The sequence below is a fragment of the Streptomyces sp. NPDC027189 genome, from assembly GCF_055566975.1.
In genome coordinates this window covers 22130-39307 of sequence record NZ_JBVHRI010000002.1, presented here as the reverse complement: position 1 = coordinate 39307, position 17178 = coordinate 22130, and the positions used below count along the sequence as shown (strand labels likewise).

Genomic DNA, 17178 nt, shown 5'->3' with positions numbered 1-17178 from the left:
GGTACCCGATTCCGAGTCCCCGGCTGCACTGGGCTGACCCAGGTCAGCCACATCCTCTACGATCCGCTTGGACCATCAAGGCTGTCCGAGCGGAGCGACCGTTCAGGTCTGAGCATCCGCCAGGATGCCGCGACCACAAAGGCCCCCGACGGGTTGGCAGTCCGTGACGAACAACCACGGCCCGCCCAGGGCACAGAGCGATGTTCTCCTCGACCCAGGTCCGCAGAGGACCCGTCGATCACTCCATGCGCGGTCGGTACAGCCGCTTCGGGCTCGTCTGGCACGGCCCCCCCCTTGGCCGCAGTCCGAGCGGTCGCAGTCCCGGAAGGCTCGCTTCCCCCCGCGTCCGGCTTCGCCTTGGCTCCCTGTCCCCGCTCGATCATGCCCAGCGCCACCCCGACGATGACGATCACGCCGCCCGTCACCTGGGCGAGCCGGATCGACTCCCCGTTGATCACGACGGCCCCGATGACGCCGAAGACCGGGACCAGGTTGAGGATGTTGACCGCGAGGCTCGACGCCATCCTGCGCAGGCCGTAGTTGTAGAGCAGGAAGCCGCCGACCGAGCACGCCACGGCCAGGTAGACCAGCAGCGATGAGGCCATCGCGCCCGGCATCCGCCAGTCGTCGGCCTCCAGCAGGGACGCGAGCAGGAAGCCGGCCGCGCCCGCCAGGGTCTGGTAGTAGGTGACGCTCGCGGCGTCCTGGCCGGCGCTCGCGCGCTTGCCGAGCACGTTGTAGCCGGCCCAGGCCAGCCCGCCGAGCAGCAGCAGGATGTCCCCCAGCCAGCGCGAACTGCCGCCGACCTCGGCCCCGTTGCGTACGACGAGGAAGGCGCCGACGGTGGCCAGCAGCACGCCCGTCACCCTCAGCAGCGGCATCCGGGTGCGGAAGACGACCAGTTCCACCAGCATCGTCATCAGCGGGTACGTGGCCACGATTAGCGACGCGTCGGATGCCGTGGACAGGTCGACGCCGACGTTCTCCAGGATGAAGTACACGGTGATGCCGAGGAACCCGCTCAGGTAGAGCTGCCGCCGCTGCCGCGGGTCTGGCCGGGCCGGGCGGTGCCGGCTCAGCCGTACCATCACGCCCAGGAGTAACGCCGCGAGGGTGAACCTGATGACGCCGACACTGAGCGGGCCGACATCCTCCAGCACCTGCTTGGTCACCGCGTACGAACTGCTCCACAACAGCGCGGCCGCCATGACCGCACACACCGCCCACACCGTGGGTCCTCGTTCACGCATATCAAGTCGCCCCTCTCCACCACCGACCGCCGACCACACCGTGACCGAACGAACGTCAGTCAACTAGGCTGGAGGCTAACAAGATCATCGAAGGTGATGCGAAGAGTCCGAATTACCTTCGGAATCCGGCGGGGTGAGGCAAGCGTGGACGAACTAGATTCGGCGTTGGTGCGGATGCTCCAGGAGGACGGTCGGCGCACCAACCGGGACATGGCCCAGGAACTCGGTATCGCCCCGTCCACGTGTCTGGAGCGAATCCGGTCGCTGCGCAGGAGCGGCATCCTGACGGGATTTCACGCGGAGGCAGACCTCGCGGCGATCGGCCGCGGGCTGCAGGCGGTGATCGCCGTACGGGTCCGCCCGCCGACACGTGCGGTGATCGAGGCCTTCCAGACCTTCCTGGAGGGGATGCCCGAGGTCATCTCGATCTTCGTGCTCACCGGGAACGACGACTTCCTCGTGCACGTCGCGGTCCGGGACACCGACCATCTGCACGCAGTGGTCCTGGACAAGCTGACGAAGCGCCCGGAACTCGCCGACGTACGGACGTCGGTGGTCTACGGGCACATGCGCAAGAAGGTCATCGGTCCGGCGTGACACCGGCGCGGACCCCGCTCGCGGCGCGTCACCGGGCCGGTGGTGCCCTCTCCTTGGCCGCCGCGATCAGCAGGTCGTTCGCTTCGGGGCTGCCCACGGTCACCCTCAGGCCGCTGCCCGGGAAGGCCCGGACCAGCAGACCGCGCCGCTCCCACTCCTGAGCCACCGACTCCGAGGCATCGCCCGTCGTGGCGCCGTAGGTCTCGAGGAAGGACTTGTAGTTCGCGGGCAGGCGGGTTCCCAGCCGGCGCTCGACGGCCGCCCAGTCGATCTGCTCTTTGACGCCGTGTCGGTCGGCATGATCTGCGCCGGCGCCACGATTTGGGGATCAGCCTCAAGTTCGGACAGATCTGGGCAGTCGGACCTCCGTGCTCTCTCAGCTGGCGTGACCGGTCCAGGCGCGGAGCGCCCTTGGCCCGGTGCGGCACCAGCAGCATCCCGCCGGCACCAGGCGCCACCACCACCCGCTCCGGCTTTGGCCCCGCCATGCCCGACGCCTGCCTTCCGCCGTCCGTCGCCTCGGCCCACTGCCCGAAGACCACCTCGGCGGCCTCCAGCCGGGCCACCTCCGCGTCGATCCCGGCCAGCTCCTTGCGCAACAACTCGGCCCGCTCAGCCAGCTGAACCCGCCGCTCGATCGTCCACGTCAGCACGTCCACCATGCGCATCCCTTTCACCGCTGAACCTACGAAAGGCCCGCTCGCGCTGGCCGGAGAACCCGGGAAACCGCCCGCGGCGGACGATCACCTGCTAGCGATCACGCCCGAGATCAGCACGAACACCCCCACTGCTGCTCGTGCCAGCGGTCCGACCTGCAACTTCAGGATGGAAACAGCTCATTGATGATGTGCGGCAGGAGCTCCCGCCCCTCGGCGCTCATCTTCGCCCCGGACCGCTTGCGCTTCAGCAGATCGACGCCGAGTTCCCGCTCCAGATCCCGCACGGTCTTGCTCAGCGCCGACTGGGAGGGATGGAGTTCCTCCGCGGCCCGGCGCAGCGAGCCGAGCCGGGTGACCGCCACGATGTATTCCAGCTGCCCTATTCGCACCGCAGCACATTGCCGACGCGCTCGCACCGTGCTCAAGGGTTGCCCTATTACGGCTTCGTGAAATCAGGTGGTCCGGGATGCGAGACCGGTCGGCCATTCCTTGACTGCCCTGAGCGGGGGCTGCGACGATCGGCGACATGAAGATGCGACTGGACCTCACGCGGCGACGCCATGTCGACCTCGCGCGTGTCTCCAGCTCCTTCTGTTGCCGCGAAGCCTGACGATCGCGACGGTAGGGTCCCCTTCGCACGGGCCGGTCCGCCCCGGTGATTTCCTCCCGCACGGCGCAGCTCGACGCATTCCCCTGGCTGCCGCACCCATTTCACCGCCCGCATTCCCTGTGAACTTCCGGGCCTCAATTCGTCATGCCCTCGTTCCGCACACCGGGAGTTCTCCGTGTCCGCAACAGAATCCGCAGCCGGCACCGCAACAGGCACCGCCGCCGAACCCGTCCGCTTCGCCTACTGGGTGCCCAATGTCAGCGGCGGCCGTATCACCAGCAAGATCGAGCAGGAGGGCGAGTTCACCGCCGTCCGCGAACCCTGGCCGGAGCACGACGAGCACTACCGCCGCTCCGAGGAGTTCATCCGCGCCCTGCGCCAGATCCGGACCGAGGACCACACCGAACTGGCCGATGAATTCCGCCGGTTGCGTGACTTGTCCCTCAAGCCCAAGCTCCTCGACACCCCCGGGCGCCCGCACCCGGAGATCTTCCAGGGCGGCAATTCCACCGCCGCCCGTGAGGACCTCGTCCAGGACAACGACGGCTTCCGTACGGGGCTGATCGGCACCCGGGAGCAAATGGCCGAGCGGATCGTCGCCTACAAGCGGCTCGGCGTCCACCTCTTCCTGCTCGGCTTCCTGCACCACCACGAAGGGGTCGAGTACTTCGGCCGCTGTGTGCTGCCCCTCGTCCGCGAGCTGGAGGTCCAACTGCCGGACACCGAGCCCGAGTCCGTACCGGCGCACGCCTGATAGCCACCCTGGAACTCCGCTGTTCCGCTCACGAAAGAGGAATCATGGCCACCGTCCTGTCCGTCTCCGGCAGTCCCTCCGTCACCTCCCGCACTGCCAGACTCCTGCGCCATCTGGACGCCCGGCTCGTCGCACAGGGCCATGATGTGATCCCGCTCGACGTCCGCACGATCCCCGCCGAGGCCCTGCTCGGCGCCGACTTCAAGCATCCCGCCATCGTCGAGGCGACCGAACTCTTCGCGCGCGCCGACGGCGTCGTCATCGGCACCCCTGTCTACAAGGCCGCCTACTCCGGTGTGCTCAAGGCACTGCTCGACCTGCTCCCGCAGTACGCCCTGACCGGCAAGACGGTGTTGCCGCTGGTCACCGGAGGCAGTACCGCGCATGTCCTCGCTCTCGACTACGCACTGCGCCCGGTGCTCAACTCCATGGGTGCAGCGCACATAGTCCAGGGCTGGTTCACCCTTGACAAGGACATCACCACGCGGGAGGACGGCAGCGTCACCGTGGCGCCGGGCACGGCCGAGGCCCTGACCCAGGTGGTCGACCAATTCTCGGACTTTCTGGGCCGTACACCCCTGCTCGCGGCCGCGGGCTGACACCATGACCGCCAAAGTGATCGCTGACGGCATGGAGGCCCTGGCCGAAGCAGCCGCGCTCGCGGACGACTTCCGTGCCGGGGCCTCGGCACGGGACGCCGAACGCGGGCTCCCGCACGAGGAGTTGGAGCGCCTCTGCGCATCCGGGCTGCTCGCCGTGACCGTGCCCGCCGAGCACGGCGGCGCGGACGAGCGCCAGGAAACCCTCGCGGAGATCTTCCGGACCCTGGCCACGGCGGATGCCGGCCTCGACCGGATCCCGCAGAACCACTTCGTGTACGTGAACGTGGTGCGCCGTCAGGGGACCCCGGAACAACGGGAGTTCTTCTTCGGCGAAGTCCTGGCCGGGCCGCGCTTCGGCAACTCCCAGTCGGAGGCCGGCACCCAGCACATCCAGCACATCGGCCGTCACGTCCTCAGCAGCACACGGCCGCACCGCAGCGGCCTGCTGTAACCGCCTCGCTGACATACCCCCACGATCGGAGAACCCCGCCGTGTCCCTCACCTTCCACTGGTTCCTGCCCACCAACGGCGACAGCCGGCATGTGGTCGGCGGCGGCCACGGCACCCCGGCCACCGCCTCCGGCCGGGACCGGCCGCCGACCGTCGCCTATCTGAGCCAGATCGCCCGAGCCGCCGAGGACCTGGGTTTCGTCGGCGCGCTCACCCCCACGGGCGCCTGGTGCGAGGACGCCTGGCTGACCACCGCGATGGTCAGCCAGAACACCGAACGGCTCAAGTTCCTGGTCGCGTTCCGCCCCGGCTTCGTCTCGCCCACGCTCGCCGCGCAGATGGCGTCCACCTTCCAGCGGCAGACCGGTGGACGTCTTCTGCTCAATGTCGTCACCGGCGGCGAGAGCCACGAGCAGCGTGCCTACGGCGACTTCCTCGACAAGGACGCCCGATACCGCCGTACCGGCGAATTCCTGGAGATCGTGCGGGACTTGTGGGACGGCAAGACCGTCGACCTGTCCGGCGAGCACCTCCAGGTCGAGGACGCCAGACTCGCCCGGGTCCCCGACCCGATCCCCGAGGTGTACTTCGGCGGCTCCTCGCCGCTCGCCGGAGAAGTCGCCGCCCGTCACGTCGACGTCTACCTGACCTGGGGCGAACCGCCCGCCCAGGTCGCCGAGAAGATCGCCTGGATCCGGGGACTGGCGGCGAAGCAAGGGCGCGCCCTCCGGTTCGGCATCCGGCTGCACGTCATCACCCGCGACACCTCCGAACAGGCCTGGGCCGAGGCGCACAAGCTCCTCGACGGCTTCGACCCGCAGACCGTGAAGTCCGTGCAGGCGGGGCTCGCCCGCAGCGAATCGGAGGGGCAGCAGCGCATGCTCGCACTCCACGGCGGCAATCGGGACGGCCTCGAGATCCACCCCAACCTGTGGGCCGGGATCGGCTTGGTCCGCGGCGGCGCTGGCACCGCTCTCGTCGGCAGCCACGACGAGGTCGCCCAGCGCATCACCGAGTACCACCGCCTCGGCATCGAGGAGTTCGTGCTCTCCGGCTACCCGCACCTGGAGGAGGCGTACTGGTTCGGCGAGGGCGTCCTGCCGCGCCTCGCCGCCCGGGGGCTGTGGCAGCACCCGTTCGCCCAGCCCGCCGCCCCGTCCGCGCAGGTGCCGTTCGCGAGGTAGGCGGAGCGTCTCATGCACCCCCGGCGGCGAACGGTCCGCCCGTGTCGAAGGCCAGGGCGGCGAAGTGTTCGCCGATACGGTGATGTGTGGCGGCGTCCGGGTGGAGCTGGTCGGGCAGCGGCAGCTCGGCGAAGTCCGCCTTGCCGTAGAGGTCGCGGCCGTCGAGGTAGTGCAGGTTCGGGTCCTCGGCAGATCGCTGCTTCACGACGCGGGCCAGTTCGTCCCGGATGACGTTGAGCGTGAGCTTCCCGCCGGCCCGTTCTGAGGGGTCGCCGGCGGCCTTGAACTGGAGCTTGCCCTCGCTGAGGTTGCTGAAGTCCGGAATGCTCGGACCGGGGGTGTCCTCGTGGATGGGGCACAGGACGGGCGAGACAACCAGCAGCGGAGTGGTGGGATGCCCCTCGCGGACGGTGTCGAGGAACCCGTGCACCGCCGGAGTGAAGGCGCGCAGCCGCATCAGGTCCGCGTTGACCAGGTTGATGCCGATCTTGACGCTGATCAGGTCCGCAGGGGTGTCCCGCAGGGCGCGGGCGGTGAACGGGTCGAGCAGGGCGCTGCCGCCCAGACCGAGGTTGATCAGCTCCACACCGCCGCGGGAGGCGGCCAGCGCCGGCCAGGTCGTGGTGGGGCTCGCGGCGTCGGAACCGTGGCTGATCGAACTGCCGTGGTGCAGCCACACCCTGCGGCCCTGCTCCGCCGCGGCCTCGACGGGGGCGTCGGTGCGCAGGGCGACCAGCTGGGTGATCTCGTTGTGGGGGAGCCAGATCTCGACGTTCTTCCCACCCTCGGGCAGACCGGTGAAACGGACGGTGCCGACCGGGCCGGGCCGGGTTTCCATGGAGCCGGTGGTCATGTCCACCATCAGGACGTTTCCGCCGGTCGTGCCGGCCTGGGCGGTGAGTCGTCCGTCGACGAGCAGGTCGTACACGCCGTCCGGACGGGGCGGGGCGCCCTGATAGGCCATCTTGGTGCGGAGTGTGTCCAGTTCGACGGCGGTGGCCCGGGTGCGGAACACCAGCCGTACGCCGGAGGGCTGGGCCTCCGCCATGGCCAGCTGCCCGTCGGCACACTGTGCGCGGGCCCGGGCGGGCAGCCGGTGCGGCAGCACCCCGTGCTCGGTTCGCTCCACGTCCAAGGCGCCACGCAGGAGGTCCGCGGTGACGGGCGTGGTGGTCCAGTTCGCTGCCCGGGGCGTGGCGGAGGAGCTGGGGACGGCGTCGTGCTGACGGGGCATGATCTCAGCCTGTCAACCGGATACCCGATGCGCACATGCTTTTCCGCCCCCACCCTCGTGCTCGATGCCGACGGGGCCGGACGTCTCCATCCGGCACGGCATCCGACCGGACGTCCGGGGCGGGTCGCCGCCCACCAGGGCGATCGGCGCCACCATCCACCGACCCGGCACCGTCTGCCGTCGTGCGGACCGTCCGCCCGTGATCGGGGAGACACCGCCTGGCTATGGCCTGCCGTCACCTTCCCGCCTGCCCCGCGACGCGCCCTGGTCCACGAGGGACAGCGACCCGAGGTGTGCCCTGCGCACCTCGGCCGTCTGCCCCTGTACCAGCAGGAACATCCCCTCCCGGGCCAGCCGCTGCGCCGGGCTGCCCAGGTCCATCGACCGCCCGCCCCCGGCCACGACCGCCGCGGTCGTGGCCGCGCGCATCACGTCGTACGCCCGCGTCTTGGCCGCCAGCCGCTCCTCGATCCGCTCGCTCGGAACCGGGTGGTCGGCCAGCGCGTATGCCTGCCGCCTCACCTCGTCGAGGCGGGCGCGCAGCGCATGCGCGGTCTCCTGGGCGGCAGGATCGCCGTCCGGCGAGTCCAGCAGGTCGAGCGCCGACGCCGTGATGCCGAAGACGGCCGGTGAGGCGTTGGTGTTCTTCGGGCGATCGGTGGCCGCCCAGGTCTCGTACGGCGTACGCAGCGCGACCGCGTCGTCCGGCAGCCACAGGCTGTCCAGCTCCAGCGAGACCGTCCGGGAGGCGGTGAGCGCGGCGAGCCGCATCGCGGGGGAGGGACGCAGGCCCGGTTGTTCGCGCGCCTCGGTGAACGCGAACAGCGCCTCGTCGGCGTCCGTCACACCGGCGAGGAGCATCACGTCGTTCAACCCCCAGCCCGTGTACCAGGGCACCGTCCCGTCGAAGCGCCAGCCGCCGTGCTCACGCGTGACCCGGACCGGGATGCGCGGATACGCGCGCAGCTGCGCGTAGGCGACCCCGGACAGCAGCTCCCCCTTCGCGAGCGGTCCCAACAGCCGTTCCCGCACCGTGAGTTCGCTCTTGGCCAGTGTCATCACCGGTGTGTGGTGCTGGGTCTGTACGAACCAGGTCGAGCAGCACGCCCCGGCCAGGATCTCGGCGGTCTCCCGGGCCACCGCGGCCGGCGCCGCCGACCCGCCGTACTCCACCGGCGCGCTCACTCCGAGCAGCCCCGATCGCTTGACCGCCTCGATACTGCTCGCCGGCACACCCTCCTGGTCCACGCGCTCCGCCTGGGGCGCCAGCACCTCGGCAGCCAGCTGCCGGGCGCGGGTGACGAGCGGATGCGGTGGGGTGGTCATCGAAAGAATCTCCCGCTGTTGTCGTGGCGTGTGTCGATCCGGCGCTGCCGCGTTCGTGTAGTCAGTGAAGACCACCCCATGCGAGAGACCACCGAGGAGGACACCTCATGAAGTACTACCTCTTGAGCGTGATGCAGCCGCAGGGCGAACCGCCCGCGCCCGAGGTCCTGGAAGAGATCATGCACAACCTCGATGTCTTCCACGCGGAGCTGCGGGAGGCCGGTGCCTGGGTGTTCGCCGGGGGACTGCACGGGCCGGAGACGGCCACGGTGCTGCGCGCCAAGGACGGGGAGGTCCTGGTCACCGACGGCCCGTACACCGAGAGCAAGGAGTACCTGGGCGGTATCTGCCTCATCAAGGCCCCCGACCTCGACGCGGCGCTCGAATGGGGCCGCAAGGCGACCGTGGCGACCACACTTCCCATCGAGGTGCGGCCCTTCATGGGCGAAGCCTGATGACTGCCGGCATCGAGGATGTCTTCCGCGCGGAGTACGGCCGCGCGGTCGCCGTCCTCATCCGTTTCCTCGGCGACATCGACCTCGCTGAGGAAGCGGTGCAGGACGCGTTCACCACGGCGGTGCAGAAGTGGCCGGAGACGGGCATACCGCCGAGCCCTGCCGGGTGGATCATCACCACCGCCCGGAACCGGGCCATCGACCGGCTCCGCCGCGAGTCCACGCGAGAGGCCCGGCACGCCGAGGCGGCCCAGCTGTACGCACCGGACGAACCGCCCGAGGAGGGCCCCGTGCGCGACGACCGGCTCCGCCTGATCTTCACCTGCTGCCATCCCGCCCTCGCCACCCAGGCCCAGGTCGCCCTCACCCTGAGACTCCTCGGCGGTCTGACCACCCCGCAGATCGCGCGCGCCTTCCTCGTGCCCGAGCCCACCATGGCCCAGCGACTGGTGAGGGCCAAGGCCAAGATCCGTGACGCCCGCATCCCGTACCGCATCCCGCGCGACGCCGACCTCCCGGACCGCGTCAAAGGAGTGCTGGCGGTCGTCTACCTCATCTTCAACGAGGGCTACGGCGGCCGCGAGGCCCTCTGCGCCGAGGCCCTCCGCCTGGGTCGTCTGCTGGCCGAACTCATGCCGGACGAGCCCGAGGTCCTCGGCCTGTTCGCTCTGATGCTCCTCATCGAGGCCCGACGGCCCGCCCGCGCGACACCGGCCGGAGACCTGGTCCTCCTCGCCGACCAGGACCGCTCCCGGTGGGACCGCGCACTGATCGTCGAGGGCCAGTCCCTCGTACGCCGGTGCCTGCGCCTGAACCGCCCGGGTCCCTACCAGATCCAGGCCGCGATCAACGCCGTACACAGCGACGCCCCGACCGCCGCCGCCACGGACTGGGGCCAGATCCTCCAGCTGTACGACCAGCTCATGGCCCTCGCCCCCAGCCCCGTGGTGGCCCTCAACCGCGCCGTCGCGGTGGCCGAGGTCGAGGGACCGGAGCCGGCTCTCGCGCTCGTCGACGCGCTGGACCTGGACGGCTACCACGCCTTCCACGCCGTGCGAGCGGATCTGCTGCGCCGCCTGGGCCGCCGCACCGAGGCCGTGGGGGCGTACGAGGCGGCCATCGCGCTCACCGAGAGCGCGGGGGAGCGCGCCTGTCTCGAACGGTCGCGGGCCGCGCTGATACGCGACGGAGTCACACGCTGAGCGCCTCCCGTACGGACCGCTCGGCGTCCTGGCCGCCCTCCCCGGAGGAGGTGACCCGGCCGGCCTCCAGGAGGTAGTACCGCTGCGCCGCGCGCATCGCGAAGCCGACGTGCTGCTCGACCAGGAGCACCGAGAGGCCGCCGCGGGCGGCCAGTGCGAGGATCGTCTCCTCGATCTCGGCGACGACGGAGGGCTGGATGCCCTCGGTGGGCTCGTCGAGGAGGAGGATCCGAGGCTCCGTCACCAGGGCGCGGGCGATGGCGAGTTGCTGTCGCTGGCCGCCGGAGAGCAGGCCCGCGCGGCGGCTCGCCAGCGAGCGCAGCGCGGGGAACAGGTCCAGCGCCTCGGCGATCGCCTCCTTGCCCCGCCGCCGCCCGTCCGCGACCAGCTGGAGGTTCTCGGCGGTGGTGAGATGCGGGAAGGCCTGCTGGCCCTGCGGGACGTAGGCCATGCCGCGCGCCACCCGCTCATGGGGCTTGCGGCGGGTGATGTCCTCGCCGTCGAGGCGGACGGCGCCGCTCTGCGGGGTGAGCAGTCCGACGGCCGCCCGGAGCAGGGTGCTCTTCCCGGCGCCGTTGTGCCCGAGCACGGCGGCGACGCCGTCCCTCGGCACCTCGACCGAGACCCCGTGCAGGACGGTGCTGCGGTGGTAGCCGACCCGGATGTCCTGGATCTCCAGCATCATGACTGCCTCACGCCTCCTGTACGGCCGCGGGGGCCGCGGTGTCGCGTACGTCCTCGGAGGCCGCCGTGTCGTGTGCGTCCTCGGTGGCCGCGTGCCCGAGGTACACCTCCTGCACCTTCGGATCCGCCTGCACCTCGGCCACCGTCCCCTCGCTGAGGACCTTGCCCGCGTGCAGCACGCTGACGCTGCGCGCGAAGGAGCGCATGAAGTCCATGTCGTGCTCGATGACGACCACGGTCCGCTCCTGGCTGATGAGCTCCAACAGCTCGCCGGTGGCCTGCCGTTCGTCGTGGCCCATGCCCGCGACCGGCTCGTCGAGCAGCAGCAGCCGTACGTCCTGCACGAGCAGCATGCCGATCTCCAGCCACTGCTTCTGGCCGTGCGCGAGCGTCCCGGCCGGGCTGTCGGCGAGCTCCGTGAGACCCACCGTCTCCAGCGCGCGGGCGACGGACTCCGGCACGCCCTTGCGGCGCCGTAGCATCGTCAGCGCGCCCCGGCCCGCTCCCGCCGCGATGTCCAGGTTCTGAAGCACCGTCAACTCCTCGAAGACGGTGGCCGTCTGGAAGGTCCGGCCGATCCCGGAGCGGGCGATCCTGTGCACACTGCGGCCGAGGATGTCCTCGCCCCCGAAGCGCACCGACCCCTCCGCTTTCACCAGACCGGTGACGGCGTCGACCAGGGTCGTCTTGCCCGCGCCGTTCGGCCCGATGAGGAAGCGCAGATCGCCCGGCCGCACGTCGAGGTCCACGCCGTCGACGGCGGTGAAACCGTCGAAGGACACCCGGAGTCCCCGTATCTCAAGACCTGAAAGCTCAGTGCTGCCCGAAAGCTCAGTCATGCCACGTCTCCAGCGAGTGCTCGGTTCGACCTGCGCCGCCGCACGATCCCCACCAGCGAGGCGAGACCGCCCGGCAGGAAGGCCAGGGCCACGATGAACAGCAGCCCCTGGAAGTACGTCCAGGCCGCGGGGAACTCCTCTGACAGGGCCGTCTTGGCCCAGGCGACGCCGATCGCGCCGAGCACCGCGCCCACCAGGCTCGCGCGGCCGCCGACCGCGGCCCCGATCACCAGCTCGATGGACGGCACGATGCCGATCAGCGCGGGGGAGATGATGCCGACCGCGGGCACGAACAGGGCGCCCGCGAGCCCGGCCATGCCCGCCGCCACGACGTACGCGACGAGCTTCACGTTCGCCGGGTCGTACCCGAGGAAGCGCACCCGCTCCTCCGAATCCCGTACGGCGACGAGGAGTTCGCCGTAGCGGCTGTGGATGAGCTGGCGGGCCAGGGCGATCAGCAGGAGCAGGACCGCGGCGATGATGAAGTACACCATCCGCTGGTTGACCGGGTCGTCGAGGTCGTAGCCGAAGAAGCCCTGGATGTCGGTGAGTCCGTTGGTGCCACCGGTCGTGGCCTGCTGGCCGATCAGCCAGATCGCGAAGGCCGCGGCGAGCGCCTGGCTGAGGATCGCGAAGTAGGCGCCCTTGACCCGGCGCCGGAAAATGAACGATCCGAGGAGGGCGGCGACGGCCATCGGCAGCAGCACGGTCGCGGCGAGCGCGAAGGCCGGGTTCGCGAACGGCCGCCACCACCATGGCAGTTCGGTCGCCGTCCCGTACAGCTGCATGAAGTCGGGCAGGTTGCCGGGCCCGGCGTCCGCGATCTTCAGGTGCATCGCCATGGCGTAACCGCCGAGCCCGAAGAAGACGCCCTGCCCGAGCGTCAGCAACCCGCCGCGGCCCCAGGCCAGACAGATGCCGACCGCGACCATGGCCGTGCACAGGTACTTGGCGAGCAGCGCGAGCCGGAAGTCGGAGAGCGCGAGCGGCGCTACGGCGAAGAGCACGAGAGCGGCCGCGGCGAAGCCGGCCGCTGGACGCGCGGCGGCGAACCGGTCCTTGACCGAGGTGGGTTGCTTCGTCTGCGCGGCAACCGGAGTGGTGGTGGTCATACGAGGCTCCTCGTGCGCAGCGTGTACAGCCCCTGGGGCCGCCACTGGAGGAACGCGACGATGGCCACGAGGACCAGCACCTTCGCGACGCTGATGGTGGTGGAGTACTCCAGGACGGACTGCAGCACGCCCAGCGCGAAGGCGACGATCACGCTGCCCTTGAGCTGCCCGATGCCGCCGACCACGATCACCAGGAAGGCGTCGATGATGACGTTGGTGCCCATCGTGGGCCCGATCGGACCGACCAGCGTGAGCGCGACCCCGGCGACTCCGGCGAGTCCGGACCCGATGAAGAACGCGGTGCGGTCGACCCGGCCGGTGGAGATGCCGGACACCTCGGCCAGATCCCGGTTCTGCACGACGGCGCGGATGCGCCGCCCGAGCGGCGTCAGCCGGAGCGTCAGCGACAGTGCGACGACCGCCGCGATCGCCAGCCCCAGAATGAACAGACGGCTGTTGGCGAAGGTGAGCGGATCGTCGCCGCCGATGACGGTGATGTTGCCGGTGAGCGCATCGGGTGCGCGGGTCTGCACGTTCGGCGCGCCGAAGATGTCGCGTGCGAGCTGCTGGAGCATCAGTGAGACACCCCAGGTGACGAGAAGTGTGTCGAGGGGACGGAGATAAAGGCGGCGAATGAGCAGCCATTCCAGCAGCGCGCCGAGAGCGCCCGACACAAGAAATGCGACGGGCAGCGCGACGATGAGTGAAATCCCTGCGCTGGAAATGGACTTCTGAAGGACGTACGTCGTGTAGGCGCCGGCCATGATGAACTCGCCGTGGGCCATGTTGATGACATTCATCTGGCCGAAGGTGAGCGACAGGCCGAGCGCGATGAGCAGCAGAACGGCACCGATACTGACACCGGTGAACATCTGCCCGAGGATCACGGTCATGGGGCGGCTCCGGGGGAGGCGGGACGCGGGGGCCCCCGGTGTGCGAGGCCCCCGCGTGACGAGTGATCAGGAGAGGCCGGAGGCCCAGTCGTAGCCCTTCAGATAGGGGTCCGGCTTGATCGGCTTGCCGGAGTCCCAGACCTGCTTGATCAGACCGTCGGAGCCGATCCTGCCGATGCGGGCCGTCTTGTAGATGTGCTGGCTCGCGCCGTCGACGGTGACCTTGCCCTCGGGGGCGTCGAAGGTGATCCCGTCGGAGGCCGCCTTCACCTTCTCCGGGTCGAAGGACTTCGCCTTCTCGACCATCGCCTTCCACAGGTAGACCGAGGTGTACGCGGCCTCCATCGGGTCACTGGTCGGCTTGTCCTGGCCGTACTTGGCCTTGTACGCCTTCACGAACTCGGCGTTCGCCGCGCCCGGAGTGGTCTGGTAGTAGTTCCAGGCAGTCAACTGGCCCGCCAGGTACTGCGATCCGATCGACTTGACCTCCTCCTCGGCGATCGACACCGAGACGACCGGCATGGTCTTGGCGGTCAGGCCGGCGGACTTGTACTCCTTGAAGAAGGCCACGTTCGAGTCGCCGTTGAGGGTGTTGAAGACCGCGTCGGCCTTGGACGCCTTGACCTTGTTGGCGATCGTGCTGAACTCCGTGGAGCCCAGTGGCGCGTAGTCCTCGCCGAGCACCGTCATGCCGTTGGCCTTCGCGTACGCCTTGATCTCCTTGTTGGCGGTGCGCGGGAAGACGTAGTCGCTGCCGACCAGGTAGATCTTCTTCTTGCCCTGGCTCTTGAGGTAGTCGAGGGCCGGGACGATCTGCTGGTTGGTGGTCGCGCCCGTGTAGAAGATGTACGGCGACTCCTCCAGACCTTCGTACTGCACGGGGTAGAAGAGCAGCGACTTGTTCTTCTCGAAGACCGGCTTGACGGCCTTGCGGCTCGCGGAGGTCCAGCAGCCGAAGGTGGCCGCGACCCGGTCCTCCTTGATCAGCTTCTGCGCCTTCTCCGCGAAGGTCGGCCAGTCGGAGGCTCCGTCCTCGCTGATCGGCTTGATCTTCTTGCCGAGCACTCCGCCCGAGGCGTTGATCTCGTCGATGGCCAGCTTCAGTGAGTCGCGTACCGTCACCTCGCTGATCGCCATCGTGCCGGACAGTGAGTTGAGCAGGCCGACCTTGACGGTGTCGCCGCTCACGTCCGCCTGCGCGGCCTTGTCGGACGTACCGCCCGCGTCGGTCTTGGCACCGCACGCGGAGAGCGCGACGACCGCCGCGAGCGCGGCGGCACCGACCACCACACGGCGTCGGAGAATACTGGAACCGCTGGACAAAAGAACCCCCTCGGGCTGTGGAGGAGACAACCTCCTGAAGTGCGGTCCACAGCCTCAAGTCACCCTGTTTCCAGGGTGTTTCGCGATACTTTCCCGGCGGTATCTTCCCGCTCTCATGATGCCCTCGTGGGCCATTCGCGAGGCAACAAAAAATGCCCGGGGCAGAATTCTTCACCTGAATTCACAATTCGCCCAAGGCATTCTGATTACTTCCTGTGGGAAGTATCTTGGCGGGGGCGCGGCCATGTCAAGGGTGGGATCCGTGAAGATCCAGCTCGGCGACGACGTCGAAGTCGACGCCGTCCGCCCGCGCCAGATAGATCCGCTGGCGTACGTGGCTGCCACGCAGGTGCAGCAGACCGCGCGGGCCCTCGTACGACACCGTCTCGGCCGCCGCCCCGATCGACGACACATCGAGGGTCCCCGCACGGCCGATGAGCGCGGCCAGCAACAGCACACCCTCGTAACAGGATTCGCCGAGACTGCCCAGGGCCGGCGCCTCGACGCCGTACCGTGCGGCGTACTGGCCGTGGAAGTCGAGGGTGTCCCGGTTCGCGAGCGAGGCGAAGAACCCGGCGGTGCTGTAGAGGTCCACGGTGGCCGTCGGTCCGCTGGCCATCAGCATGTTCTCGTCCATCAGCGTGCTCAGCCTGAGACAGCGGGCGTCGAGCCCGGCCGCGGTGAACGCCCGGTTGAAGCGCACCGCGTCACTGCCGACGAGCAGCATGATCACGGCGTCCGCATCCGACCGCTCGATCCGGCGCAGCACCGCGTCGAAGTCGTGCGTGCCCAGCGGCAGATAGACCTCGCCCCGGACACTCCCGCCCGAGTCGCGCGCGTAGTCGTGCGCGGCCCGGGCCGTGCGGCGGGGCCACACATAGTCGTTGCCCACGACGAACCAGCGGCGCACCCCGCGCTCGTGGGCCAACAGGCCCATCGCGGGCCGCAGCTGATCGCGCGGTGTCTCGCTGGTGAGGAACACGCCCGCGGTGTGCTCGCCGCCCTCGTACAGGGCGGTGTAGACGTACGGCACCCGGTGCGCGATTCTCGGCGCCAGTGTCTGCCGCACCGAGGAGATGTGCCAGCCCGTGACGCCCTGCACGACTCCCAGGTCCACCAACGCCTCGACGTGGTCGGCGATTTCGCGCGGCGCGGTGCCGCCGTCGACGGGCAGCAGCCGCAGCTCCTTGCCGAGCACCCCGCCCGCGCGGTTGACCTCCTCCGCGGCCAGCTGCGCGCACAGCTCACAGGTGGGGCCGAAGATCCCCGCCGACCCCTGCATGGGGAAGACGAGCGCCACGCGGAGCACGGAGTCGTCTGCCGTGAACCAGTCGTGCGGAGCCGAATCGGGCCGGAACATGGCGTCATGATTTCGGGTCCGCCGGGTGAACTCCAATCTGTCTCATACCATGTACATCTCCCTGGACCGAGGAGCAGGATGCCCACCCCATCTCCGCGTCAGCCCCAGGATCTGATGCACCTCTTGACGCGGGCCGAGCGGCTGGCCGCGCGCCGGCTCCAGACCGTGCTCGACGAGGAGGGCTGCTCGCTCGACGCCTGGCGGGTGCTGGCGCTGCTCTCCGACGGCCAGGGGCATCACATGACGGCGGTCGCCGAAGCCGCCTTCCTGCCGCCCGCGACGCTGACGAAGCTCGTCGACCACCTCGTCGACCAGAACCTCGTCCACCGCCGCGTCGACCCGCTCGACCGGCGCCGCATCCTCGCGTACCTCACCCCGCGCGGCGCGACGTACTGGCGGCGCCTGGACCGCGAAGTCCGCGTGCGGTGGCCGGTGCTGAGCGACGGGGACGACGAACTGCTGCGGGCCCTGCTGGGACGCCTCGTGGGCACCCTCGACGCGGCGGGCACCGAGTCCACCCTCTGAATCAACGAGTTCACGCACGGTAGTTCTCGCGCGCACGGAATTTATTTGGGCGCGTGAAAGGTTGGCATATACATCGAGCTAAGGTTGTCTTGTACAACCAACCCCAGAGCACGTTCGCG

The 17178-nt window shown here is 69.6% G+C and carries 17 protein-coding genes and 3 pseudogenes; 9 read left to right on the top strand and 11 right to left on the bottom strand.

Features of this window, described 5'->3' with window-relative positions; all coding sequences use genetic code 11:
* Positions 1-56 precede the first annotated feature (56 nt).
* Positions 57-1250, bottom strand: coding sequence for a DMT family transporter (locus ACZ4RZ_RS04815; protein WP_467742047.1), 1194 nt, complete (start codon positions 1248-1250; stop codon positions 57-59).
* Positions 1251-1394: 144 nt separating this feature from the next.
* Between ACZ4RZ_RS04815 and ACZ4RZ_RS04810 the strand changes: the two genes are divergently transcribed.
* A complete protein-coding gene (locus ACZ4RZ_RS04810; RefSeq protein WP_388880140.1) occupies positions 1395-1847 on the top strand; it encodes an Lrp/AsnC family transcriptional regulator in 453 nt (150 codons plus the stop codon).
* 28 nt (positions 1848-1875) lie between these two features.
* On the opposite strand, the gene ACZ4RZ_RS04805 is transcribed toward ACZ4RZ_RS04810, so the two are convergent.
* Both ACZ4RZ_RS04805 and ACZ4RZ_RS04800 read right to left on the bottom strand, forming a co-directional pair.
* Complete coding sequence (locus tag ACZ4RZ_RS04805) at positions 1876-2013, bottom strand: hypothetical protein (protein WP_467742045.1); 138 nt, start codon at positions 2011-2013, stop codon at positions 1876-1878.
* Between the two features lie 666 nt (positions 2014-2679).
* A pseudogene (locus ACZ4RZ_RS04800) lies at positions 2680-2895 on the bottom strand (LysR family transcriptional regulator); the annotation flags it as partial.
* Positions 2896-3032: 137 nt separating this feature from the next.
* Here ACZ4RZ_RS04800 and ACZ4RZ_RS04795 point away from each other — a divergent pair.
* The 5 genes and pseudogenes from ACZ4RZ_RS04795 (at position 3033) to ACZ4RZ_RS04775 (ending at position 6106) form a co-directional block, all read left to right on the top strand.
* A complete protein-coding gene (locus tag ACZ4RZ_RS04795; RefSeq protein WP_355794513.1) occupies positions 3033-3116 on the top strand; it encodes a putative leader peptide in 84 nt (27 codons plus the stop codon).
* A 256-nt stretch (positions 3117-3372) separates the two neighbouring features.
* Positions 3373-3870 (top strand): annotated as a pseudogene (locus tag ACZ4RZ_RS04790) (LLM class flavin-dependent oxidoreductase); the annotation flags it as partial.
* A 44-nt stretch (positions 3871-3914) separates the two neighbouring features.
* The gene (ssuE, locus tag ACZ4RZ_RS04785) at positions 3915-4469 is read left to right on the top strand and encodes an NADPH-dependent FMN reductase (protein WP_467742043.1); all 555 of its coding nucleotides are present in this window, start codon (positions 3915-3917) and stop codon (positions 4467-4469) included.
* 4 nt (positions 4470-4473) lie between these two features.
* Positions 4474-4872: pseudogene (locus ACZ4RZ_RS04780) on the top strand (acyl-CoA dehydrogenase family protein); the annotation flags it as partial.
* Between the two features lie 91 nt (positions 4873-4963).
* A complete protein-coding gene (locus ACZ4RZ_RS04775) occupies positions 4964-6106 on the top strand; it encodes an LLM class flavin-dependent oxidoreductase (RefSeq protein WP_467742041.1) in 1143 nt (380 codons plus the stop codon).
* Between the two features lie 10 nt (positions 6107-6116).
* Here the strand turns inward: ACZ4RZ_RS04775 and ACZ4RZ_RS04770 are convergent, their stop codons facing one another.
* A complete protein-coding gene (locus ACZ4RZ_RS04770; RefSeq protein WP_467742039.1) occupies positions 6117-7340 on the bottom strand; it encodes a GDSL-type esterase/lipase family protein in 1224 nt (407 codons plus the stop codon).
* Between the two features lie 222 nt (positions 7341-7562).
* Entirely contained in the window at positions 7563-8666 is a 1104-nt protein-coding gene (locus ACZ4RZ_RS04765; RefSeq protein ID WP_467742037.1) for an acyl-CoA dehydrogenase family protein, read from the bottom strand.
* Positions 8667-8773: 107 nt separating this feature from the next.
* On the opposite strand from ACZ4RZ_RS04765, the gene ACZ4RZ_RS04760 reads away from it, so the two are divergent.
* Positions 8774-9121: a YciI family protein gene (locus ACZ4RZ_RS04760; RefSeq protein WP_467742035.1), complete on the top strand. Its 348-nt coding sequence runs from the start codon at positions 8774-8776 to the stop codon at positions 9119-9121.
* Positions 9121-10323, top strand: coding sequence for an RNA polymerase sigma factor (locus ACZ4RZ_RS04755; RefSeq protein ID WP_467742033.1), 1203 nt, complete (start codon positions 9121-9123; stop codon positions 10321-10323). Before ACZ4RZ_RS04760 ends, ACZ4RZ_RS04755 begins: the two co-directional genes overlap by 1 nt.
* On the opposite strand, the gene urtE is transcribed toward ACZ4RZ_RS04755, so the two are convergent.
* From urtE to ACZ4RZ_RS04725, 6 genes are all read right to left on the bottom strand, one after another.
* Positions 10313-11005: an urea ABC transporter ATP-binding subunit UrtE gene (gene urtE / locus ACZ4RZ_RS04750; protein ID WP_467743047.1), complete on the bottom strand. Its 693-nt coding sequence runs from the start codon at positions 11003-11005 to the stop codon at positions 10313-10315. The genes ACZ4RZ_RS04755 and urtE overlap by 11 nt on opposite strands.
* Before the next feature lie 10 nt (positions 11006-11015).
* Complete coding sequence (urtD, locus tag ACZ4RZ_RS04745; protein ID WP_467742031.1) at positions 11016-11846, bottom strand: urea ABC transporter ATP-binding protein UrtD; 831 nt, start codon at positions 11844-11846, stop codon at positions 11016-11018.
* Positions 11843-12958, bottom strand: a complete 1116-nt coding sequence (gene urtC, locus ACZ4RZ_RS04740; RefSeq protein ID WP_467742029.1) for an urea ABC transporter permease subunit UrtC — start codon at positions 12956-12958, stop codon at positions 11843-11845. Before urtC ends, urtD begins: the two co-directional genes overlap by 4 nt.
* Complete coding sequence (gene urtB, locus ACZ4RZ_RS04735) at positions 12955-13851, bottom strand: urea ABC transporter permease subunit UrtB (RefSeq protein WP_467742028.1); 897 nt, start codon at positions 13849-13851, stop codon at positions 12955-12957. The genes urtC and urtB overlap by 4 nt, the downstream gene beginning before the upstream one ends.
* Positions 13852-13917: 66 nt before the next feature.
* On the bottom strand, positions 13918-15141 hold the full coding sequence (urtA, locus tag ACZ4RZ_RS04730) for an urea ABC transporter substrate-binding protein (protein WP_467742027.1): 1224 nt from the start codon (positions 15139-15141) through the stop codon (positions 13918-13920).
* A gap of 280 nt (positions 15142-15421) precedes the next feature.
* Positions 15422-16534 carry a substrate-binding domain-containing protein gene (locus ACZ4RZ_RS04725; protein ID WP_467742025.1) on the bottom strand — a complete coding sequence of 371 codons (1113 nt, stop codon included), beginning with the start codon at positions 16532-16534 and terminating at the stop codon, positions 15422-15424.
* A 114-nt stretch (positions 16535-16648) separates the two neighbouring features.
* Between ACZ4RZ_RS04725 and ACZ4RZ_RS04720 the strand changes: the two genes are divergently transcribed.
* Positions 16649-17059: a MarR family winged helix-turn-helix transcriptional regulator gene (locus tag ACZ4RZ_RS04720; RefSeq protein ID WP_467742023.1), complete on the top strand. Its 411-nt coding sequence runs from the start codon at positions 16649-16651 to the stop codon at positions 17057-17059.
* Positions 17060-17178: the final 119 nt, after the last annotated feature.

What these genes read in the sequence shown, in the direction of transcription:
- ACZ4RZ_RS04815 (WP_467742047.1), bottom strand. Translation starts at nt 1,250, where the DNA reads ATGCGTGAACGAGGACCCACGGTGTGGGCGGTGTGTGCGGTCATGGCG.
- ACZ4RZ_RS04795 (WP_355794513.1), top strand. Translation starts at nt 3,033, where the DNA reads ATGAAGATGCGACTGGACCTCACGCGGCGACGCCATGTCGACCTCGCG.
- ssuE (WP_467742043.1), top strand. Translation starts at nt 3,915, where the DNA reads ATGGCCACCGTCCTGTCCGTCTCCGGCAGTCCCTCCGTCACCTCCCGC.
- ACZ4RZ_RS04770 (WP_467742039.1), bottom strand. Translation starts at nt 7,340, where the DNA reads ATGCCCCGTCAGCACGACGCCGTCCCCAGCTCCTCCGCCACGCCCCGG.
- ACZ4RZ_RS04765 (WP_467742037.1), bottom strand. Translation starts at nt 8,666, where the DNA reads ATGACCACCCCACCGCATCCGCTCGTCACCCGCGCCCGGCAGCTGGCT.
- ACZ4RZ_RS04760 (WP_467742035.1), top strand. Translation starts at nt 8,774, where the DNA reads ATGAAGTACTACCTCTTGAGCGTGATGCAGCCGCAGGGCGAACCGCCC.
- ACZ4RZ_RS04755 (WP_467742033.1), top strand. Translation starts at nt 9,121, where the DNA reads ATGACTGCCGGCATCGAGGATGTCTTCCGCGCGGAGTACGGCCGCGCG.
- urtE (WP_467743047.1), bottom strand. Translation starts at nt 11,005, where the DNA reads ATGCTGGAGATCCAGGACATCCGGGTCGGCTACCACCGCAGCACCGTC.
- urtD (WP_467742031.1), bottom strand. Translation starts at nt 11,846, where the DNA reads ATGACTGAGCTTTCGGGCAGCACTGAGCTTTCAGGTCTTGAGATACGG.
- urtC (WP_467742029.1), bottom strand. Translation starts at nt 12,958, where the DNA reads ATGACCACCACCACTCCGGTTGCCGCGCAGACGAAGCAACCCACCTCG.
- urtB (WP_467742028.1), bottom strand. Translation starts at nt 13,851, where the DNA reads ATGACCGTGATCCTCGGGCAGATGTTCACCGGTGTCAGTATCGGTGCC.
- ACZ4RZ_RS04725 (WP_467742025.1), bottom strand. Translation starts at nt 16,534, where the DNA reads ATGTTCCGGCCCGATTCGGCTCCGCACGACTGGTTCACGGCAGACGAC.
- ACZ4RZ_RS04720 (WP_467742023.1), top strand. Translation starts at nt 16,649, where the DNA reads ATGCACCTCTTGACGCGGGCCGAGCGGCTGGCCGCGCGCCGGCTCCAG.